This window comes from Micromonospora sp. R311, assembly GCF_056780015.1.
Genome location: NZ_JBSWCE010000016.1, coordinates 20790 through 39026, shown reverse-complemented (window position 1 = coordinate 39026; position 18237 = coordinate 20790). Strand labels below are relative to the sequence as shown.

Sequence of the window (18237 nt, the reverse complement as noted above, 5' to 3'; positions counted from 1 at the left end):
AGGCCATGTCGCCCACGCAGGTAATCGTCACAGTCCTCGTCGTCCTGGTGATCGTGGTGCTGGTCGCGGTCACCCTGGTGGCCGCACGGCGCCGGTCGCTGCGGCAACGCTTCGGGCCGGAGTACGACCGGGTGGTCGCCGAGCGGGACAACCGCAGCGCCGCCGAGCGGGAGCTGCGGGACCGGGAGCGCCGGCACGCCGAGCTCACGCTCACCCCGCTCTCCCCCGAGTCCCGGGCCCGGTACGCGGCCGCCTGGGAGGAGCTCCAGGTCCGGTTCGTCGACTCGCCCGGCGAGACGGTGGGTGACGCGGACGAACTTCTCACCCGGCTCATCGCCGAGCGCGGCTACCCCACCGGGGACTTCTCCGACCAGATCGCCCACCTCTCCGTCGAGCACGCCCGGACGCTCACCCAGTACCGGGACGCGCACGAGATCCACCTGCGCAACACCCGGGGCGAGGCCAGCACCGAGGAGCTGCGCCAGGCGGTGGTGCACTACCGGGCCCTCTTCGCCGACCTGCTCGGCGAGGAACCCGTCGCGCCCCGGCCACCGCAGCAGCGACACCCGGACACCCCGCACGACGTCACGAACCGCTGAGGAGATCACCATGCGCCACGAAGAGCAGCAGGTGAGCAAGGAGCAGCCGGAGGCCGTCCGGTCGGCGCCGGTGCCGGTTCCGCCGCCGGAGGACCGGGCCGACCGGGCCGACGTGCCGGAGGACGTGCTCGAGGACCGGGGCACCTTCGACGACCCGAGGGTCGCCGGCGAGCGCGACGGCGGCGGCGCCGCCGACCGGCGGGCCGGCGCGGCGGACGACGAGCGGACCGAGTTCCACGAGCCGGGCCCGGTGCCCACCGCGTTCGGCGCCACCAGCGTCGGCGGCGCGGTCGCCGCGTCCGCGCTGGCCAGCCCCCGTCCCGAGGACGAGCCGGACCCCCGGACGGAGTGGACCGCCCGACCCGGCGACGGGGCCGCCGACGGTCCGCGCGAGGGGCGACGGGCCGATCCGACGGCCGAGTTCCACGTGCCGCGCGGCGCCGCGGAGCAGCGGCCCGGCGGCGATCCCGAGCCGCCGTCCGGCGGCCGGACGGTGCTGCCGCCGGACGCCACCGAGGGCGGCCCGGAGCGCCGGGCGGACCTGACGGACTGGGCCGGGAAACCGGACGCGGCCGGGGCGGCCGGGTACGGCAGCGCGACCCCGGCCATGGTCGACCCGGACACCGCGCACCCGGAGGCCGGACCCGCGACCGGCGTCCGGCCGGCCACCACCGTGCCGGCCGAGCCGGCCACCCTCTTCGAGCCGGACGTCGCGCAGCGGTTCCGGGACCGCTGGCGCGATGTCCAACTGCGCTTCGTGGACGACCCGCGGGCGGCCACCGGCGAGGCGCAGGCGCTGGTCGACGAGGCCATCCAGGCCCTCGCCTCGGCGCTGTCGGCGCAGAAGAGCCGGCTCGGCGCCTGGCAGGACGCCGGATCGGTGGACACCGAGCAGTTGCGGGTGGCGGTGCGCCAGTACCGCGACTTCCTGGACCGGGTCCTGGGCCGCTGACCGTCGCGACGGGCGCCCCCGGGTTCGCCGCGCCCTGGGGTCTGGCGAACGCCCAGCGCCGGACATACCGCCCGCCCGGGCCGGACGACCGCCCGACGGCGGGCATGCCGCCCGCGTCCCGGGGTAGGCCAGGGGGATCAGGGAACGCGCCTGGGGACAGGAGGGCAGCGACATGACGGACCGTGACCGTGACCGACCGCTGGAGGAGAGCCCCGAGGTGGCCGCGGCGGTGGAGGACGACACCGGCGTCCCGCAGCTGATGACCGGCGGCGGCGCAGACCGGGACAATCCGGCCTTCGCCAGCCCCGGCGAACGCGGGGAGCGGAGCGCGGGCGAGAACCTGATCGGTGACCCGTACGCGGCCGGCACCGGCGCCACCGGGACCGGCACCGGTGCCGCCCCGGACAACATCCGCACCGGTGGCGAGCAGCCGTGGGATCCGGAGGACCTGGTGATGGCCCGGGGCCAGGACCTGACCCCGGAGAACCTCGAACGGGCCCGGCGCGACCTGGCGGAGCTGGGCCAGGCCGCGATCGAGAGGACGGTGCCCTGACCGGGCGCGCCCGCCGGCCCGCGCGAGGGGCCCCCGGCCCGACCGGTGCGCGGTCGGGCCGGGGGCCCGGGGAACCTGCCGCTGGAGTGCCTCACCTACTGCCAGCGGCGGGTGGGCGTCGGCTCAGGAGAGCGGCGGGTACGCGTTCTGCATGAGCTGCGTGAACTGCGCGGGGAACCAGGCGCCGGAGATCGGCGCGTCCGGCAGGGCCCCGGTGGGGTTGTTGCCGTTGCGGGGGTTGCCGGTGTAGGTCGGGTCGCACATCCGGTCGAAGCCCTTGCCCTCGTTGTTCGGGATCTCCCGGCTGGAGCCGTCCGACTCACCCGGCGGCTTCACCCAGACGTACGCGTCGATGCCGGGCTCCGGCGCGGCCTTCGGGCGCTCGCCCAGACCGGCCCCGGCCTGGTTGCACCAGTTGCCGGCGTGGATCCGGCGGTCGACCCGGCCGCCGTTGACGTAGTCGTTGACGCTGGTCATCGGGCCCGGACCGGTGGGTCGGGCGGAGCCGCCCCAGCCGTTGCGGGAGGTGTCGATCAACATGCCGATGTTGCTGTCGAAGCCGACCTGGACCAGCTTGTTGCGGAAGGCCTGGGCGAAGGACAGCTCGTCGACGTACTGGTTCCAGTCGATCCACGTGGACTGCCGCACCGTCTGCCCGTTCACCGTGTCGGTGACCTTGACGTACGGCTCGCGCAGCGCCGAGTAGTTGGCCGTGTTCACGATGAAGCCGTGCACGTTCGCCACCGTGCTGCCGGAGGCGACCGCGGCGCTCTTCAGGATGTCGGCGGTCGGGCCGAAGTTGCTGTCCCAGCCGATCCAACCGTGGTGCGCGGCGTCGATGTAGTTGTAGACGTTGCGGACCGCCCCGAGCTTGGCCAGCGCGTAGCCGACACCGTTGACGTACGCGCCGTTGGCCTTGACCGTGTCGCACATCGTGGTGCCGCCGGGCTGGCCGGAGGTGTTGGTCACCAGGTTAGGCAGTGAGTCGATCTCGATGATGTTGATGATCCGCAGGCTGGCGTACTTCGGGTCGCCCTGGATCGCCGCGATCGGGTCGATGTACTCGGCCTTGTACCTGGGCAGCTCGTCGGGGCCCAGCTCACCGTTGGAGGCGAGCGCCGCGCAGTCCCGGCCGGGCAGGTTGTAGATCACGAACTGGATGTAGTTGGCGCCCTGGCGCAGCGCCTCGTCCAGGTGGTTCCGCACCCCCATGGCACCGTTGGAGCTGCTGTCCGGGGTGCCGTTGATGGCGGCGATCCGGTCCAGCCAGACCGCGGTCGGGTTGTTGGAGACCCGGCTGCCGCCGGCCACGGACTCGGCCTTGGCCTTCCATTCCGGGTTCACGTAGCCCCGGGCGTTCAGGTACGGGTTGTCCACCTTCGTGCCGGGCGGCGGGGTGGTCGGCGGCGGCGTGGTGGGTGGTGGCGTGGTGGGCGGTGGCGTGGTGGTCGGTGGCGGCGTGGTCGGGTTGGTGCCGCCGTTGCAGGTCACCCCGTTCAGGGTGAACGAGGTGGGCTTCGGGTTGCTGCCGCTCCAGGCCCCGTTGAAGCCGATGCTGACGGTGGCTCCGCTGGCCAGGGAGCCGTTGTACGACTCGTTCTGCGCGGTCACGTTCTGGCCGGACTGGGTCCACCGGGCCGACCAGCCCTGCTGCACGCGCTGGCCGCTGTCCGGGAAGGTGAAGCCCAGCGTCCACCCGTTGAGCGCGTCACCGATGTTCCTGATGTTGACGGTGGCGGTGAATCCGCCCGGCCAGTCGTTGGTCGTGTACGTCACCGCGCACTGGGTCGCGGCGTGGGCGACGGTGACCGGAAGCGTCACCAGCCCGCCCGCGACCAGGGTGCCCGCGCCGGCGAGCGCGAGGGCCCGGCGTGGACCGGACATCCTTCTCCACACGTTCATGCCACTGATCTCCTTGGGCGAGACCGGACCCGCGAACGGCCCGGCAACGGTGGCCCGATGGGCGTCCTGCGCGGACGGCCGCCGGCGCCAACGGGATTCTTCGGGGGTGCCCGACCCGGACGGGCGGTGGTGGTGGTGCGACGGCCGGCGACGGCCGGCCGGGGCGGGAGGTCGTCCGGCGGACCGGTGCCCTCGACTCCTGCCTGCGCGGTGTGGCTCCCCGAACCGCGTGCGCCGATTCTTGCATGGGAGCGCTTCCATGGCAATGCCTCGATATCCGCCCCGCCGCCCCCGTTCCGGCGGCGCACGCGTCGTGGCCCAACGCTCGCAGGACGTCCGCTACCCGGACGATCCCGCCGAGTGACCCAGGTCGGTGCGGGCCGGCCACTGCGGCACCACCGGTCGGCAACCCCTCGACGGTCCACCAGCCGGCACCCGACGGTCGTAAAGCCGCGTACCACTCCTAGTGGCCGTAGCCTGCTGAAACTCTTAAACACGAATCTTTCCCTTCATAGGTCGTGAAACGGTCTAACGTCGGTCGTAGCTCGGATGTGGCCGAGCTGAGGACAACAGGGGATGGAGTGACGCAGGTCATGGCTAACAAGATGCTCGGGAAGGTCGTTGCGGGTGCCGCCCTCGGTGGCGCGTCCCTGCTGGTGTTCGCACCCGGGGCCGCGTTCGCCGACGACCGGCACGACGAGGAGGGCAAGGTCTTCGCCAAGCCCCACGTCGTGAAGGCCGGCGAAGAGGTCAAGCTCCTCCAGGTCTGCGAAGAGCCGCAGAAGCACGCCTTCGTCTGGTCCAAGGTGACCGGCAAGGTCAAGCTCAAGGAGGTCGACGACCGGGGCAAGGACCACGAGGACAAGCGCAAGGACCACGACGGCAAGGACCACGACGGCCGCGGGGACCACGACAAGGGCAAGGACCACAACGGCAAGGACGAGCACGACAAGGGCAAGGACCACAACGGCAAGGACGAGCACGACAAGGGCAAGGACCACAACGGCAAGGACGAGCACGACAAGGGCAAGGACCACGAGGACAAGGGCAAGGACCACAACGGCAAGGACGAGCACGGCGGGTACGGCCAGGGCGGCGGCGCCGCGGACTCCGGCCGCGACGGGGACCACAAGGACTGGAAGGGCGACGAGCACGGCCAGGACGGCAACCACGACTGGAAGGACCGTGAGGGCCGCGAGGACGAGCGCCACGACGACAAGAAGGACCACAACGGGTACGGCTCGGACGAGTACGGCTCGAAGAAGGACGACCGCAACGGCCACGAGAACGGCTGGTCGGACGAGAAGGACCGTGACCACGACAAGGGCCGTGACCACGACAAGGGCCGTGACCACGACAAGGACAAGGACAAGGACCGCTGGGAGCACAAGCGGGACTTCGTCTACTACGGCGAGGCCAAGGTCGACAAGGACGCCAAGCCGGGCCGCTACAAGCTCGAGGGCTCCTGCGGCAAGGGCGAGCTGGTCGTCCTGCCGCGCGGTGGGGTCGACGGCGGTGACGGTGGCGCCGGCGGTGCCGACCGCGAGCTGGCCGCCGCGGGGGCGAGCCTGATCGGCGCCTCCGCCCTGGGCGGCATCGTGCTGCTGCGTCGTCGTCGGACCGATGAGTCCTTCGCCTGACGTGACGGCGACACGGGCCGGCGGCCGTCACGGGAGACCGTGGCGCGCCGCCGGCGCGGCCGTCGTCGTCCTGCTCGCCATGGTGGGCGCCGGCCTGGTCGGTGCGTCGCTCAAGAGCACGCCGACGCCCCGCCCGCCCCAGCCCCTGGCCCAGACGGCGCCCGCGCCGACCGCCTCGCCGTCGTTCGATTCGTTCGATTCGTTCGACGAGGCGCCGGCCGCCGTCGGCCTGCCCCGATCCACCCCCACCACGATCACCATCCCCCGGATCGGGGTCGACGCGAGCATCATGAAGCTCGGCACCAACCCCGACGGCACCGTCCAGGTCCCCCCGCTGGAGCGGGCCGAGCTGGCCGGCTGGTACGAGCCGGGGCCGAGCCCCGGCGAGGTCGGCAACGCGGTGATCGTCGGGCACGTCGACTCGAGCAAGATCGGCCCGGCGGTCTTCTTCTCGCTCGGTGCGCTGCAACCCGGCGACACCATCACCGTCGGCCGCGAGGACGGCCGGTCGGCGACCTTCACCGTCGAGTCGGTGCAGTCGCACCCGAAGGACTCGTTCCCGAGCGAGCTGGTGTACGGCCCCAGCGACCAGCCGGGCCTACGGGTGGTGACCTGCGGCGGGGTCTTCGACGAGGCCGCCGGCAGCTACCAGGACAACGTGATCGTCTTCGCCACCCTGGCGGAGTGATCCCGGCGCGGTCCGGCCGGTCGGGGAACCGACCGGCCGGACCCGTTCGCGTGGACTCCTCAGGCGGCGGCGGAGGTCCGCACCAGGGTGCGGATCTGGCGCAGCAGCACCGACAGGGCGGCCAGGTCCGCCCGCGACTCGTCGAACTCCCCCATCGCCCGCTCGGCCCGGTGGATCGAGGTCGCGTTCGACTGCTCCCACTGCAGCACCCGCTCGTGCGGGGGCAGGGTCTCCGGGGTGGAGTCGAGCACCTCCGCGGTCAGCGCGGCCAGCGCGGCATACAGGTCGTAGCGCAGCGCCATCCGGGCCAGCGTCTGCCAACGGTCCTCCCGCGGCAGCAGGGAGATCTTCGACAGCAGTGAGTCCACCCGGAACCGGTCGGAGAGCACGAAGTAGACCGAGGCGACCTCGCCGACGTCCCGCCCGCTGCTCGCCGCGGTCTCCACCACGTCGAGCAGGCCGAAGCTGTACATCAGCCGGGTCGCCTGCTCGGCCAGGTCCCGCGGCAGCCCCCGCTCGGACATCGAGTCGATGTGCGCCGCGATGGCGTCCCGCTCGCTGCCGTAGAAGAGGTTCTCCAGCCCCGGCAGCAGCCGGGCCACCCCGTCGCGCAGCCGGGCGATCTCCGCCGGCACGTCGATCGGCGAGCGGCGGTTGGTCACCAGCCACCGCACCGCCCGGTCGAGCAGCCGCCGGGTGTCCAGGTAGACGCTGGTCTGCAACTCCGGGGCGATCCGGTTGTCCAGCGCCTCCACCGCGTCCCAGAGCTCGCGCAGGCCGAACACCTCGCGGACCACCACGTACGCCCGGATCACGTCCGCCGCGCTGGCCGCGGTCTCCTCGACCACCCGGAAGACGAACGAGATGCCGCCCCGGTTGATCGCCTCGTTGACCAGCACGGTGGTGACGATGTCCCGGCGCAGCCGGTGCCGGCCCATCCGGTCGGCGAACCGCTCCCGCATCGGGGTGGGGAAGTAGTTGACCAGGACCTCGGTGGTCCAGTCCTCGTCGGCCAACCCCTCGTTCAGGATCTCCTTCTCCAGGACGATCTTGACGTACGCGAGCAGCACGGCGAACTCCGGCGCGGTGAGGCCCGACTCGCTGCGCACCGCCAGTTCCTCGTCCGGCGGCAGCGCCTCCAGGGCCCGGTCCAGCGCGCCGGAGCGCTCCAGGTCGGTGATCATCCGGCGGTGCACCGGGAGCAGCGAGGCGGCCTGCGCCTGGGCGTTGTTGAGCGCCCGGGCCTGGTCGTAGTTGTCCCGGAGCACCAGCTCGGCGACCTCGTCGGTCATCTCGGCGAGCAGCTCGTCCCGCTCCGGGACGGTCAGCTCACCGTCGGCGACCGCCGTGTTCAGCAGGATCTTGATGTTCACCTCGTGGTCGGAGCAGTCCACCCCGGCCGCGTTGTCGATGAAGTCGGTGTAGATCCGGCCGCCGGTCAGGGCGTACTCGATCCGGCCGAGCTGGGTCCAGCCCAGGTTGCCGCCCTCGCCGGCCACCCGGCAGCGCAGGTTCTTGCCGTCCACCCGGATCGCGTCGTTGGACTTGTCGCCCACCTCCGCGTTGGTCTGGCTGGACGCCTTGACGTAGGTGCCGATGCCACCGTTCCAGAACAGGTCGACCGGCGCGGTCACGATCGCCTTCATCAGCTCCTGCGGGGAGAGCTGCTCCACGTCGTCGTCCAGGCCGAGCGCCGCGCGGACCTGCGGCGTGATCGGCACCGACTTGGCGGTACGCGGGAAGATGCCCCCGCCGAGTGAGATCAGCTCGGCGTTGTAGTCCTCCCACGACGACCGGGGCAGCTCGAACAGCCGCTTCCGCTCGGCGTACGAGGTCGCGGCGTCCGGGTCCGGGTCGAGGAAGATGTGCCGGTGGTCGAAGGCGGCCACCAGCCGGATGTGCTCGCTGAGCAGCATCCCGTTGCCGAACACGTCGCCGGACATGTCGCCGACGCCGACCACGGTGAAGTCCTGCGTCTGGGTGTCGTGGCCCAGCTCGCGGAAGTGCCGCTTGACCGACTCCCAGGCGCCCCGGGCGGTGATGCCCATCTTCTTGTGGTCGTAGCCGGCCGACCCGCCGGAGGCGAACGCGTCGCCGAGCCAGAAGTTGTGCGCCGCGGAGATCTCGTTGGCGATGTCGGAGAAGGTCGCCGTGCCCTTGTCCGCCGCGACCACCATGTACGGGTCGTCGCCGTCGTGCCGGACCACGTCCTCGGGCGGCACGATCTGGCCGCTGACGATGTTGTCGGTGACGTCCAGCAGCGCCGAGACGAACTCCTTGTAGCAGGCGACCGCCTCGTCCCGGTCGCCCGGCTTCTGCTTCAGCACGAAGCCGCCCTTGGCGCCCACCGGCACGATCACGGCGTTCTTCACCATCTGTGCCTTGACCAGGCCGAGCACCTCGGTGCGGAAGTCCTCCCGCCGGTCGGACCAGCGCAGCCCGCCCCGGGCCACCGGCCCGAACCGCAGGTGCACGCCCTCGAACCGGGGCGAGTAGACGAAGATCTCGAACTTCGGCCGGGGTGCCGGCAGGTCCGGGATCGCCTGCGGGTCCAGCTTGAACGCCACGTACGCCTTCGGCCGCCCGTCGGAGCGCTTCTGGTAGAAGCTGGTGCGCAGGGTCGCCTGGATCAGCGTCAGGTACGAGCGCAGGATCCGGTCCTGGTCGAGGCTGGCCACGTCGTCCAGCGCGGCCCGGATCTCGGCGACCAGTTCGCCGCTGCGCTGCTGCCGCTGGGCGGTCTCCGTCGTGCCCGGCGCGAACCGCAGCTCGAAGAGCTCGACCAGCAGCCGCGCGATCCGCGGATAGGCGATGAAGGTCTGCTCCATGTAGTCCTGGGAGAAGACCGTGCCGGCCTGGCGCAGGTACTTCGCGTACGCGCGCAGCACCACCACCTGCCGCCAGGTGAGCCCGGCGCGCAGCACCAGCTCGTTGAAGCCGTCCACCTCGGCCTCGCCCCGCCACGCCGCCGCGAAGGCGTTCTCCACGTGCGGGCGCACCTCGGACAGCTCCTGGTGCCCCTCCGGCAGCTGCAGCCCGAAGTCGTACAGCCAGATCCGGCCGTCGATCCGCTCCACCTCGTACGGGTGCTCGTCGACCACCCGGACGCCGAGCGAGTGCAGCACCGGCAGCACGGCGGAGAGCATCATCGGCTCGCCGTACCGGTAGACCTTGAACCGCACGTCCATCGGCTCGGCCTGCTCGGCCTCCGGGGCGCGGGTCCCGGGCCGGGGGGCCAGCTGCTTGCGGAACAGGTGCATCTCCAGCTGGCCGGGCTCCTCCAGCAGCTCCAGCTTGGCCAGGTCCTTCATCGCCTCGTACGGCGTGTGCCCGTCCTTGTAGCCCTCCGGGAACGCGTCGGCGTACCGGGCGAACAGGTGCTTGGCCTGCTCGTCGCCGAGCTTGCGCTCCAGCACCAGCCGGTAGTCGTCGTCCCAGAGCCGGGTGGCGTCGGCCAGCTCCTCGGCGAGCAGGTCGGCGTCGATGTCACCGGGCGGGTTGTTCGGGTCGGTGCGGACGATGAAGTGCACCCGGGCCAGCATCGACTCGGTGACCCGGGTGGTGTAGTCGACCCCCACGCCGTTCAGCTCGCGCAGCAGGATGTCCTGCATGCGCAGCCGGTTCTGCGTGGTGAACCGGTCCCGGGGCAGGTAGATCAGGCAGGAGATGAACCGCCCGTACGCGTCCCGGCGGAGGAAGACCCGCAGTTGCCGGCGGCCGGCCATGCGCAGCACGCCGATCACCGCGTGGTAGAGGTCGTCGGTCTTGATCTGGAACAGCTCGTCGCGCGGGTAGGTCTCCAGGATCTGCAGCAGGTCCTTGCCGGAGTGGCTGCGCTGGCTCAGGCCCGAGCGGTCGAGCACCTCGGCCACCTTACGCCGGACCACCGGCAGCTCCCGCACGCTGGTGCGGTACGCGGCGGTGGAGAACAGGCCCAGGAAGCGACGCTCCCCGACCACCTCGCCGGCCTCGTTGAACACCTTGAAGCCGATGTAGTCCAGGTAGGCCGACCGGTGGACGGTGGCCCGCGAGTTGGCCTTGGTGATGATGAGCAGGCGCTTCTCGGTGACCTTCTCGTGCGCCTCGGGGGTCATCGAGGACAGCGACCGGGCCTCCGGCGAGTCCTGCCGCAGGATGCCCAGCCCGGTGCCGAGCACCGCCTCCAGCGCCTGGCCGCCGTCCCCGGTCGCCACCAGGCGGTACTCCCGGTAGCCGAGGAACGTGAAGTGGTCGTGCGCCAGCCAGCGCAGCAGCTCGACCGAGTCGGTGATGTCCTTCTCCGGCACCGGCGGCCGGTTGTCGCTGGTCCGGGCGGCGGCCAGCTCGTCGGCGAGGGAGAGCGCCCGCTGGCGCATCTTCGGCCAGTCCTCGACGGCCTCCCGCACGTCGGTGAGCACCCGCTGCAGCTCCCGGCGCAGCGTGTCCCGCTCGGCGGCGTCGCGGACCGGGTCGATCTCGATCCGCATCCAGCTCTCGACCAGGTCGCCGGCGATGGCGTCGTCGGGCTCGACGTCCGCGGAGACCTCGGTGAGCCGGCCGAGCGGCTCCCGCCGCACCACCACCAGCGGGTGGACCAGCAGGTGCACGTCGAGGTGGTGCGAGTTGAGCAGGGCGGTCACCGAGTCGACCAGGAAGGGCATGTCGTCGGTGACGATCTCGATGACGGTGTGGTGCTGGTCGGCGTCGGGTTCGTGGATGCGCAGCTTCAGCTCACCCGGGACGCGCTGCTGGGCCAGGTCGCGGTGCGCGCGGGCCGCGGCGAGCATCTCCTCGGCGGTGAAGCCGATCAGCTCCTCGTCCGGGGCGAACCGCCAGAAGCGGCTGACCAGGGTCGCCGCGTCGTGGTCGTCCCCGGCGAGCGCGACCGCCTGGGCCACCAGGCGCTCCGCGTTCGGTACCGGTTCGTCGAGTTCGGTGTCCTCCACGTCCTCGGCCAGCGAGTCGGCCGGCAGGCCCAGGTCGTAGATGGTGTCGACGCTCGAACCGGTCATCCCGGTCACTCCTGTGTCGAGTCGGCCGAAACCGTCCCCGTCGGTCGCCGAATCGAAGCTGTCGTCCCGGCTGGTGTCATCCTGCCGGAGGTCGGGTCCCGGTTTGATCGCCGGACGCCGGTCCATCGGTGCCACTCCCCTCGACCCACCGCGTTGTGGGTCACTCTGCCGCCCAGCCTAGGCCCTCCCACTCCGGTCCTTCCGAGGCGGACCACCGGCCGGACGTCCGGATCCGGACTCTGTCCTTTCACCCGTTGCGGGTACGAGGTTGGCCGGCTCAGGAGTACCCCGCCCCGCGATGTTCATCACACCGTCACGGGTCCGTCTTCCCGCACGTCCGCCCCCAACCGGGGACGATGCGGACACCGCGTGCGTACTACCGTGCAGGGCAGTGGAAGATCAGAGGAGCTGCTCCATGCGTCTGTCGTACCCCCGCCGCCACCGCCCGCTCGCGGCGCTGGCCGCGATCCTGCTCGCGGCCGCCGCGCTCACCGGATGCTCCGACAGCGGCGGCCCGGAACGCAGCGTCGACGCCTTCCTGGCCGGCTGGCGCTCGGGCGACCTGCAGGCGGTCGCGTTCGTCGACCCGACCGGCGCGAAGCTGCCGGCGGCCGACGTGGCGCGGGAGATCAAGGAGCTCTCCGGCGAGCTGGCCGCGACCCCGCCGGCGCTCACCCGCCGCGGCGAGCCCAAGATCACCGCCGACACCGCCACCGCGACCGTCAAGGTCGAGTGGACCCTGCCGGGCGACACCCGCTGGGCGTACGACCGGCCGGTCCGGCTGACCCGCGGCGACGACGACCAGTGGCAGGTGATCTGGGAGCCGCAGGTGGTGCAGGAGCAACTCACCCGGGGTGACCGGCTCGGGCTGCACCGCCGGACCGGAGCCCGGGCCGGGGTGCTCGACGACGCCGGCCAGCCGATCGTGGCGCCCCGACCGGTGGTCCGGGTAGGGGTGCAGCCGAGCGAGGTGACCGACGTGGCGGGCCTGAGCCGGAAGCTGGACACCGCCTTCCGGGCGATCCGGCCGGCGATCACGCCGCCGGTCGACCTCTCCGGCCTGCCCAAACGGATCGCCGATGCCGACCCGGGCGCGTTCGTCGAGGTGGTGACCCTGCGCGAGGACGCGTACCGGCAGATCAAGTCGCGGATCTACGACCTGCCGGGCACCAAGTTCCGCTCCGACAGGCTGGACCTCGCCCCGACCCGTGAGTTCGCCCGGGCCGTGCTCGGCTCGGTCGACCCGGCGCAGGCCGACGACCTGGCCAAGCACCCCGACCGGTACGCGGCCGGCGACCTGGTCGGCCACGGTGGTCTGCAGGGGCGCTACGACGAGCGGCTGCGCGGCGCGCCGGGGCTGAGCGTGATCATCGAGCGCCCCGGGCCGGACGGCACGCTGGTGCCGACCGACACCGAGGTGTTCCGCCGGGACCCGCAGCCCGGGCAGCCGCTGAAGACCACCCTCGACGTGGCGACCCAGAACGCGGCCGACACGGCGCTGCGCGGCGAGCGCCGGCGCTCGGCGCTGGTGGCGCTGCGGATCAGCGACGGCGCGGTGCTCGCCGCCGCGAACGGACCGGGCGCGGCCGGGGAGAACCTCGCCTTCACCGCCCAGGTCCCGCCCGGGTCGACCTTCAAGATGGTCAGTGCGCTCGGGCTGCTGGACCGGGAAGCGGTCACCCTGGACGCGCCGGTCGACTGCCCGAAGACGTTCACCGTCGACGGCCGTTCGTTCAAGAACTCCGACAACTTCGCGCTCGGGTCGGTGCCGTTCCGCACCGACTTCGCGAAGTCCTGCAACACCGCGTTCACCGCGCTGGCGCCCAAGCTGGGCCCCGACGGGCTCGCGGTAGCCGGCCGGTCGCTGGGCCTGGAGGGGCAGTGGGACGTCGGCCTGGACGCCTTCACGGGCAAGGTCTCCGCCAACGGCGGCCTGACCGAGCAGGCCGCCGCCGCGATCGGTCAGGGCACCACCCTGGTCAGCCCGCTGGCGATGGCCTCGGCCACCGCCGCGGTGGCCCGGGGCCGTTTCGAGCAGCCGAAGCTGGTGCTGGAACCGGCGCCGGCGCAGCCGGCCGCCGCCGGCCAGCCGCTGAAGCCGGAGTCGGTCGAGGCGGTGAAGACGATGATGCGTGAGGTGGTCACCGCGGGCACCGGCACGGCCCTGAAGGACGTGCCGGGCGACCCGGTGTACGGCAAGACCGGCACCGCCGAGTACGACAACAACCCGGCGCACACCCACGCCTGGTTCGTCGGCTGGCAGGGCGACGTCGCCTTCGCGGTCTTCGTCGAGCAGGGCGGTGCCAGCACCGCCACCGCGGTCCCGATCGCCGAGCGCTTCCTCCGCGCCCTCCCCCGCTGACCCCCACCCCACCCCCACCCCCCGGCCCGCCCCTGGTGATCATGGAGTTGCGTCGTTCCGGGGCCGGATCCTGACGCAAACTCCATGATCACCGGGGAGGGTACGGGCCCGGGCGAGGGAGAGCTGGAGGGTGGGCGGCGGGGCCGACGGGGTGCTTGGTCAGGCGATGTCGGCGCTGGAGTGGGGGGTGTTGTCGTCGGGTGTGGGTAGCGCGTCCTCCGACGCCGGGCGAGGCTGCGGGTCGGGCCCGGGCAGCGGGGCCCGACGCAGCAGGCCCGGGCCGGCCCCCGCGGGCGGGCCGACGGGCTCCAACCCGGCCGGGACAGGCGGACCCTCGGCCCTCAACCCGGCCGGGACAGGCGGCCCCTCGGGCGCCAACCCGTTCGGCACCGGCGGACCGGCGGGATCCAGACCGTCCGGGGCAGCCGGAATGACGCGCCCCGGCCCGGCCGGGGCAGGCGGAATGACGGGCCCCGGCCCGGCCGGGGCGGGCGGGCCGACCGGTTCCAGCCCGGCCGACGTGGACCTACCCGGGGACCCAGGCCCGGCGGGAGCAACGCCCTCCGGGCCCGGAGCGGCGGCCGGCCGGTCGGCCTCCGCGCCGCGGCGCGGCGCGGACGTCCGCGCGCCGGACCGCCCGTTGCCCCGACGGGGAGCCGGGGCGGCCGACGGGCCCGGCAGCAGCCTCGGCGGCACCGCCTCCGGGGCGGAGACCGGGGCGAGCCCGGCCACCACGGTGTTGACGATCTCGGCGGCGTACGCGCCGTCGGGGTCGTAGTCGGGGTCGAAGACGGTCAGCTCGACGCCGAGGCAGTGCGGGGTGTCGACCAGGCCGGCGAGCAGGATCTCCAGCTCGGCGAAGGCGATGCCGCCCGGGTCCGGCGCGTCCACCGCCGGCATCACGGCCGGGTCCAGCACGTCCACGTCGATGTGCACCCAGTAGCCGGCGCAGTCGGCGAGCTGCTCGTGGGCCCACTGCGCGGTGCGTGCCGCGCCCTCGGCCCGCAGTGCCGGCACCGGCCGGGTGATGATCCCGGCGGCCTGGAGGTCGAGCCGGTACTCGTCCTGGGCCCGGATGCCGAGCACCACCACGTCGATGTCCCGGAAGTAGGGGCGGCGGCCCTCGATGGCGGCCAGGTCGGCCTGCCCCCGACCGGTGACCAGGGCCAGGTCCTCACCCGCGGCGGCGCCCACGTACGAGGCGTTGCCGGGGTGCCGGAAGTCGGAGTGGCCGTCGACGAAGACGAGCCCGATCCGGCCGCCGACCGCCTCGCCGAGCCGGTGCATGGCCAGCGCCGAACCGAGCAGGATCGAGCAGTCCCCGCCCAGGACCAGCGGGAACTCCCCGCGGTCGATGATCGAGCCGATCCGGTCGGCGAGCGCCACCGAGTAGTCGGCGATCTCCCGGGCGTGGCAGACCCCGTCGCCGGGCCGCCAGTCACCCGGGTCGTAGCGCGGCGGGGTCAGGCAGCCGGCGTCGCGGGCCCGCAGCCGGGCGAGCAGCTCGTGGTCGCGCAGCGCGCCGGGCGCCTTGGCGCAGCCCGGCACCGCGGTGGGCGTGGGCGGGCGCAGGCCGAGGTTGGACGGCGCGTCGAGGACGGCGATCCGGCGCATCATGGGCTCCCGTCCTCGGTGGTCGGGCGGGCCGGCCGGGACGCCGGCCCGCGCTGGCGTGCTACGTGCTCAGAACAGGGCGCTGGCCAGGGCCCGCCGGGCCGAGGCCACCGCGGGGTCGTCCGGACCGGCGATGGTGAACAGGCCGACCAGGTGCTGGCGTACCTTCTCCCGGTCGTCGCCGGCGGTGCGGCGGACCAGGGTGACCAGGCGCCGGTAGGCCTGCTCGGCCAGGCCGCTGAGCACCTCGATGTCGGCGGCCAGCAGGTGCGCGTCGACGTCGTCGGGGTTGGCCTCCGCGGCGGCCAGCGCCGCCTGCGGGTCGGCGCCGGCCACCCGGCGGGCCAGGCCGACCTGGGCCAGGCCGGCCTCGGCCGCGGCGTCCGCCGGCGACTCGGCCAGGATCTTCCGGTACGCCCGCTCGGCGGCGTCCAGGTCGCCGCTCATCAGCGCGTCGTCGGCCTCGTCGAGGCGGGGGTCGGTCGGCTCCGTGACGCTCACGCCACCGGCCTTGAGCACCGCCTGGATCCACTGCCGCAGCTGCGCCTCCGGCACCACCCCGGAGAAGGCGTCGATCGGCTGCCCGCCGACCACCGCGTAGACCATCGGAATGCCCTGCACCCGGAACATCTGGGCGATGCGTGGGTTGGCGTCCACGTCGATCTTGGCAAGCACCCAGGCGCCGCCGCCCTCGACCGCCAGCCGCTCCAGCACCGGGGAGAGCTGCTTGCACGGCTCGCACCACTCGGCCCAGAAGTCCACCACGACCGGGGTGCTCAGCGAGCGTTCGAGAACCTCGGACTGGAAGGTCGCCTCGGTCACGTCGATGACGGTGACTCCACCGCCGACGGCGCCGCCGGGCGCACCGGCGGGGGGACCGGACTGGACCGGGGTCTGGCTCGGGGCAGGGGTGCGCAGCGCGCTGAGGTCGACCGCGCCGCGGGTGAAGATCGACGAGGTGATCCGTGGGTCGCTCATGGTTATCTAGTCTCGCACGTACGCCGCCCAACTCCGATCAACCGCGACGGCGACAGTTGCAGTTCTCACCCTGCTCACCGCCCCTGCCCGTCGCCGCCGCACCCCCTGCCCGCGATCTTGCACTTTCGGCCCGCGGTACGCGGCATTTGCCGGGGCGGAAGGTGCAAGATCGCGGGGAGGTCGGCGGGGGTCAGAAGCGGGCGGGTTCGCGGTAGGTGCCCCACTCGGTGCGGAGGGCGTCGCAGATCTCGCCGAGGGTGGCCTCGGCCCGGACGGCGTCGAGCATGGCCGGGATCATGTTCTCGCCGGTCCGGCTGACCTCGACCATCCGCGCCACGGCCGCCGTGACCGCCGCGTCGTCCCGGGCCGACTTGCGCTCGGCCAGCACCCGGCGCTGCTCCAGCTCGACCTCGTGCGAGATACGCAGGATCTCCAGGTCCTTGGCCACGGTGTTGGTGTGGCAGTTGACCCCGACGATCTTCTTCTCGCCCTTCTCCAGCGCCTGCTGGTAGACGAAGGCCGACTCGGCGATGTGGCCGGTGAACCAGCCGTCCTCGATGCCGCGCAGGATACCGGAGGTCATCGGGCCGATCTGGTGCGGGCCCTCGCCGCCGAGCTGGCGGATCCGGGCGAAGATATCCTCCGCCTCGGCCTCGATCTTGTCGGTGAGCGCCTCGACGTACCACGACCCACCCAGCGGGTCGGCCACGTTGGTCACCCCGGTCTCCTCCATCAGCACCTGCTGCGTCCGCAGGGCGATCTCGGCGGACTCGTCGGTGGGCAGCGCGAGGGTCTCGTCCAGGGCGTTGGTGTGCAGCGAGTTGGTGCCGCCGAGCACCGCGGCGAGCGCCTCGACGGCGGTCCGCACCACGTTGTTCACCGGCTGCTGGGCGGTCAGCGAGACCCCGGCGGTCTGCGTGTGGAACCGCAGCCAGAGGGCCTTCTCGCTGGTCGCGCCGTAGACGTCGCGCAGCCACCGGGCCCAGATCCGGCGGGCGGCCCGGAACTTGGCGATCTCCTCGAAGAAGTCGACGTGCGAGTCGAAGAAGAAGCTCAGGCCGGGAGCGAAGACGTTGACGTCCAGCCCGCGGCTCAGGCCCAGCTCGACGTAGCCGAACCCGTCGGCGAGCGTGTACGCCAGCTCCTGCGCGGCGGTCGAGCCGGCCTCCCGGATGTGGTAGCCGGAGACCGACAGCGGCTTGTACCGCGGGATCTCCCGGGCGCAGTACTCCATCAGGTCGCCGATCAGGCGCAGGTGCGGCTCCGGGTCGAAGAGCCACTCCTTCTGCGCGATGTACTCCTTGAAGATGTCCGTCTGCAGGGTGCCGTCCAGGGCGGACAGGTCGGCGCCCTGCCGCTCGGCGGCCACCAGGTACATGCAGAACACCGGCACGGCCGGGCCGGAGATGGTCATCGAGGTGGTCACCCCGGCCAGGTCGATGCCGTCGAAGAGCACCTCCATGTCGGCGGCGGTGTCCACCGCGACCCCGCAGTGCCCCACCTCGCCGAGCGCCTGCGGGTCGTCCGAGTCCCGCCCCATCAGGGTGGGCATGTCGAAGGCGACGGAGAGCCCGCCGCCGCCGGCGCCCAGGATCATCTTGTAGCGCTCGTTGGTCTGCCGGGCGTTGCCGAAGCCGGCGAACTGCCGGATGGTCCAGGTCCGCCCGCGGTAGCCGGTCGGGTACAGGCCCCGGGTGTACGGGTACTCGCCCGGCCAGCCGATGCGCTCGAAGCCCGGGTAGGCGACACCCTCCGGCGGCCCGTACACCGGGTCGACGGTCATCCCGGAGAGCGTGGTGAAGTCGGCGTCCCGCTTGCGCGCGGCGTCGTACCGGGCCTGCCAGCGTGCCCGTCCGGCTGCGATCTCGTCGGCGTTCATCCGCAGGGCTCCTCCTCGAGCTCTCGACTGCACGTCGAGTGTAGAGCCCTGGCCTGAACGATCGCTAAGGAAAGTCGTA

The 18237-nt window shown here is 72.6% G+C and carries 10 protein-coding genes and 1 pseudogene; 6 read left to right on the top strand and 5 right to left on the bottom strand.

The features are described from left to right. Positions 1-5 precede the first annotated feature (5 nt). The 3 genes from AC1WTP_RS15435 to AC1WTP_RS15425 all read left to right on the top strand — a co-directional run bounded on the left by AC1WTP_RS15435 (position 6) and on the right by AC1WTP_RS15425 (position 2104). Entirely contained in the window at positions 6-599 is a 594-nt protein-coding gene (locus AC1WTP_RS15435) for a hypothetical protein (RefSeq protein ID WP_481649944.1), read from the top strand. A 10-nt stretch (positions 600-609) separates the two neighbouring features. Further along, positions 610-1551, top strand: a complete 942-nt coding sequence (locus tag AC1WTP_RS15430) for a hypothetical protein (protein WP_481649943.1) — start codon at positions 610-612, stop codon at positions 1549-1551. Positions 1552-1723: 172 nt separating this feature from the next. Then, positions 1724-2104 carry a hypothetical protein gene (locus AC1WTP_RS15425; RefSeq protein WP_481649942.1) on the top strand — a complete coding sequence of 127 codons (381 nt, stop codon included), beginning with the start codon at positions 1724-1726 and terminating at the stop codon, positions 2102-2104. A gap of 123 nt (positions 2105-2227) precedes the next feature. On the opposite strand, the gene AC1WTP_RS15420 is transcribed toward AC1WTP_RS15425, so the two are convergent. After that, on the bottom strand, positions 2228-4006 hold the full coding sequence (locus AC1WTP_RS15420) for a glycoside hydrolase family 6 protein (protein WP_481649941.1): 1779 nt from the start codon (positions 4004-4006) through the stop codon (positions 2228-2230). Positions 4007-4599: 593 nt separating this feature from the next. Between AC1WTP_RS15420 and AC1WTP_RS15415 the strand changes: the two genes are divergently transcribed. Further along, positions 4600-5646 carry a hypothetical protein gene (locus AC1WTP_RS15415; protein WP_481649940.1) on the top strand — a complete coding sequence of 349 codons (1047 nt, stop codon included), beginning with the start codon at positions 4600-4602 and terminating at the stop codon, positions 5644-5646. A 1-nt stretch (position 5647) separates the two neighbouring features. Continuing rightward, positions 5648-6334, top strand: coding sequence for a class F sortase (locus AC1WTP_RS15410; protein ID WP_481649939.1), 687 nt, complete (start codon positions 5648-5650; stop codon positions 6332-6334). A 59-nt stretch (positions 6335-6393) separates the two neighbouring features. Here AC1WTP_RS15410 and AC1WTP_RS15405 read toward each other — a convergent pair whose 3' ends face one another. Further along, positions 6394-11451 carry an NAD-glutamate dehydrogenase gene (locus tag AC1WTP_RS15405; protein ID WP_481649938.1) on the bottom strand — a complete coding sequence of 1686 codons (5058 nt, stop codon included), beginning with the start codon at positions 11449-11451 and terminating at the stop codon, positions 6394-6396. 289 nt (positions 11452-11740) lie between these two features. Here AC1WTP_RS15405 and AC1WTP_RS15400 point away from each other — a divergent pair, with 289 nt between their 5' ends. Beyond that, positions 11741-13687 carry a penicillin-binding transpeptidase domain-containing protein gene (locus tag AC1WTP_RS15400; protein WP_481649937.1) on the top strand — a complete coding sequence of 649 codons (1947 nt, stop codon included), beginning with the start codon at positions 11741-11743 and terminating at the stop codon, positions 13685-13687. 480 nt (positions 13688-14167) lie between these two features. Here the strand turns inward: AC1WTP_RS15400 and AC1WTP_RS15395 are convergent. From AC1WTP_RS15395 to icmA, 3 genes and pseudogenes are all read right to left on the bottom strand, one after another. After that, a pseudogene (locus tag AC1WTP_RS15395) lies at positions 14168-15304 on the bottom strand (arginase family protein); the annotation flags it as partial. 66 nt (positions 15305-15370) lie between these two features. After that, entirely contained in the window at positions 15371-16279 is a 909-nt protein-coding gene (locus AC1WTP_RS15390) for a tetratricopeptide repeat protein (RefSeq protein WP_481649936.1), read from the bottom strand. A 190-nt stretch (positions 16280-16469) separates the two neighbouring features. After that, entirely contained in the window at positions 16470-18158 is a 1689-nt protein-coding gene (gene icmA / locus AC1WTP_RS15385; protein ID WP_481649935.1) for a coenzyme B12-dependent isobutyryl-CoA mutase large subunit, read from the bottom strand. Positions 18159-18237 lie beyond the last annotated feature (79 nt).